Source organism: Oleiphilus sp. HI0066, assembly GCF_001635725.1.
The window spans coordinates 1-3,197 of sequence record NZ_LWFH01001031.1; the positions used below are offsets into that span (position 1 = coordinate 1).

Consider the following 3,197-nt stretch of genomic DNA (forward strand, 5'->3'; position numbering starts at 1 on the left):
GTTAAGTGAATGATTTAACTATAGCTGCTGTTTGCTCACTGTCTAATGTTTCATCCCGATTACCTTATTTCTTGTGATCACTTTTGACACACTGAACAAAATACCGTGCTTCTACCCGAGTGCCTGATTTCTTTAAGGGTCTCACCACAGTTTTTACACGGCTCACCTTGGCGACCATATACGAACAACTGCTGCTGAAAGTAGCCCGGCTTGCCATCCCCACCGACGAAATCCCGCAAGGTTGTCCCGCCTTGCTCAATCGCTCGACTCAATACAAGCTTTATATTTTTAAGCAATTCAGCATAACGCTTTTTTGAAATTCGCCCTGCGGCACGTGAAGGGTGAATGCCTGACAGAAACAAAGCCTCATTAGCGTATATATTTCCAACCCCTACAACGACATGGCTATCCATAATGAATTGCTTCACAGCAATAGATCGACTCTTTGATTTTTGATGCAGGTAATCAACATCGAACGCATCCGACAAAGGCTCTGGTCCTAACTTGTTGATTAACTCATGCTTACTCCAATCCTCTGTCCACAAAATAGAGCCAAAGCGTCTAGGATCGTTAAAACGCAATACATGATCTGCAAAGCAAAAATCCACATGATCATGCTTCTGTACTTCAGTATCTGCAGACACAACCCGCAAACTCCCTGACATTCCCAAATGAATTAAGATACTTCCTTGATCAAAACTCATGACAATATACTTGCCGCGTCGAGTCACGCTTTTTACGAGATTAGGCGACCAAATTTCTAACTCCGTAGAGACAGGCCAGCGTAATCGGCTATTACGAATTGTCATACCTTGCAGGACTTTCCCTTCGCTGTAAGGCAAAATACCGCGTCGCGTTGTTTCTACTTCTGGTAGTTCAGGCACTATTTATTCACTCAGATTGAAAGGTTGATCATTGTCTACGAAGCAGGGTAAGCAAATCAAACACTTGGGCGTTGATGCTGGTGGCACATTCACCGACTTTGTTCTGATTGAGTCAGACCAGATGCAAACACATAAAGTTCTCTCTACGTCAAGCAATCCGGCGAAAGCGATTATTCAAGGCATCCTGGAACTCGGTCTTGAAGATGACTTGCTATCTGGTTCCCTGAACATTATTCATGGCAGTACAGTTGCGACAAATGCCGCGCTAGAAGGTAAAGGCGCACGCACCGCTTACATCGCCAACAAAGGCTTCAAAGATGTACTCAGCATTGGCCGTCAAAATCGCAAAGAACTATACAATCTAAAACCGGTCAAAACTGACCCGCCAGTACCGCCAGAATTATGCTTCGAAGTTGACTGTCGACGCGATGCACAAGGCAACATCATTACTCCCTTAAGTGATGAAGCGATCTCTCAGCTAGTTGAAGATGTAAAAGAGAGCGGTGCCGAAGCGATCGCTATCAACCTTTTATTCTCGTTTTTGAATAGTGAGGAAGAACAACGCATTGAGAGCGCCTTGAACAAAGACTTTTTCGTCTCCCGTTCGTCTTTTGTATTGCCGGTTTATAAAGAATATGAACGCGGCATCGCTACATGGCTTAACGCGTCATTGGGCCCAAAGGTCAATAACTACCTGAGCATGCTTCAAGACAAACTCAAGAACAATCATGTTCAAATCATGCAATCGTCTGGCGGCCTACTGACACTGGATGAGGCCAAAAAACGCGCCGTTAATCTTCTTCTCTCTGGACCTGCTGGGGGGCTATCAGCCGTCCGATTACTCGGAAAGTCACTCAATCAAACGAAAATACTCAGCTTTGATATGGGAGGCACAAGCACCGATGTGAGTTTAATGGATGGAGATTTCTTGTTAAGCAGCGAAAACTCCATCGCTGACTGGCCAGTAGCTATCCCTATGCTAGATATGGATACTATCGGGGCAGGCGGCGGCTCTATTGCCTGGATAGATGAAGCGGGCATGCTACATGTTGGGCCTGAATCTGCAGGTTCTAATCCAGGGCCGGCCTGCTATGGCCAAGACGGAGATAGGGCAACCGTGACGGATGCTAACTTGATTCTTGGTCACATCCCTAGATCTGCCAAACTGGGTGGTTCATTAAGCTTAGACTTCGATAAAGCAATACAAGCAATCGAAAAACTAGCGCAACAACTATCTTTGAGCATTGAAGAAACGGCGCAAGGCATCGTTCAACTTGCAGAACAACAAATGTCAGCAGCGCTGCATAATATCTCAGTCAAACAAGGGCATTCGCCTAAAGACTTCAGTTTATGTTGCTTTGGTGGCGCAGGCGGGATGCATGTTTGCTCTCTTGCAGAAAAACTCAATATCAAACGCGCTATTATCCCACGCAATTCTGGCGTCTTGTCTGCGTTCGGCATGCTCACCGCAGCGCCTATGCGTAATGCAACACACTCCTACATTCACCCTTATCAAGACGTTAGCAAAGAAACACTTGCTGACTTATTTGACAAAATGAAAGCGGAGATAGCTGAAGACAGCCCAGAGCTTGCGCAAACAGGGAAGATTAAACAACACCTAGATTTAAGATACTTGGGGCAAAGCTACACGATTGAGGTACCTTACTCTGAGCGCTCTGTCGAGGAGTTTGAAGCCGCACATGAACAACGCTTCGGTCATCGTTTAAATAAAAAAATCGAGCTCGTTAATCTGAAGTTGAGTATCGAAGGTGTTCCAGCAATTAATTCTTTATCGAAACCAATGCATACAAGTTCTTCTTCAACATCATTGCTAAACAATGAAATCGCAGTGATCGAACGAGATCATATTCAACTGGGCGATATAGTGACTGGTCCAGCTATTATCACAGAAAAAATATCGACCACCTGGATACCAAAAGCCTGGCAATGTGAATTAGATAGGTTTGGAAATTTACTGCTATCGAGGCCTTAAGATTTGATTTCGTAAAGCCTAGAGATAACCTGACCTGCCTTTTTGGATTTCAGCTCTTGCCATACGCTAGGAATGTCTAGCTGTGACAATTCCGCCTCTGTTTCGATGTAAACAAGCCCCTCTGGCGCTAAGACTTGCCGGTTATCAAGAAGCGCTAGAACCTGATTAACTAAATCTTTTCTGAACGGCGGGTCAATCAATACGATATCTAAAGGCTCTCCAGAATAGCTTTGAAGAAAACTGAGGGCATCGACATGACTCACTGATGCCGGCACATTTAACAGCGCTTTGTTTTGTTCTAGGTAGCGAAATGCTTGTGT

Annotated in this window: 3 protein-coding genes; 1 reads left to right on the plus strand and 2 read right to left on the minus strand. The window is 44.9% G+C overall.

Features of this window, described 5'->3' with window-relative positions:
• Positions 1 to 77 precede the first annotated feature (77 nt).
• A complete protein-coding gene (gene mutM, locus A3738_RS12435) occupies positions 78 to 884 on the minus strand; it encodes a bifunctional DNA-formamidopyrimidine glycosylase/DNA-(apurinic or apyrimidinic site) lyase (protein ID WP_068482933.1) in 807 nt (268 codons plus the stop codon).
• A 31-nt stretch (positions 885 to 915) separates the two neighbouring features.
• Between mutM and A3738_RS12440 the strand changes: the two genes are divergently transcribed.
• Positions 916 to 2,877 (plus strand): hydantoinase/oxoprolinase family protein, encoded by a 1,962-nt coding sequence (locus tag A3738_RS12440; protein ID WP_197472275.1) that lies wholly within the window; start codon positions 916 to 918, stop codon positions 2,875 to 2,877.
• Here the strand turns inward: A3738_RS12440 and A3738_RS12445 are convergent.
• The coding region (locus A3738_RS12445; protein WP_197473834.1) for an RsmD family RNA methyltransferase at positions 2,874 to 3,197 on the minus strand (324 nt) is incomplete at its 5' end. The genes A3738_RS12440 and A3738_RS12445 overlap by 4 nt on opposite strands.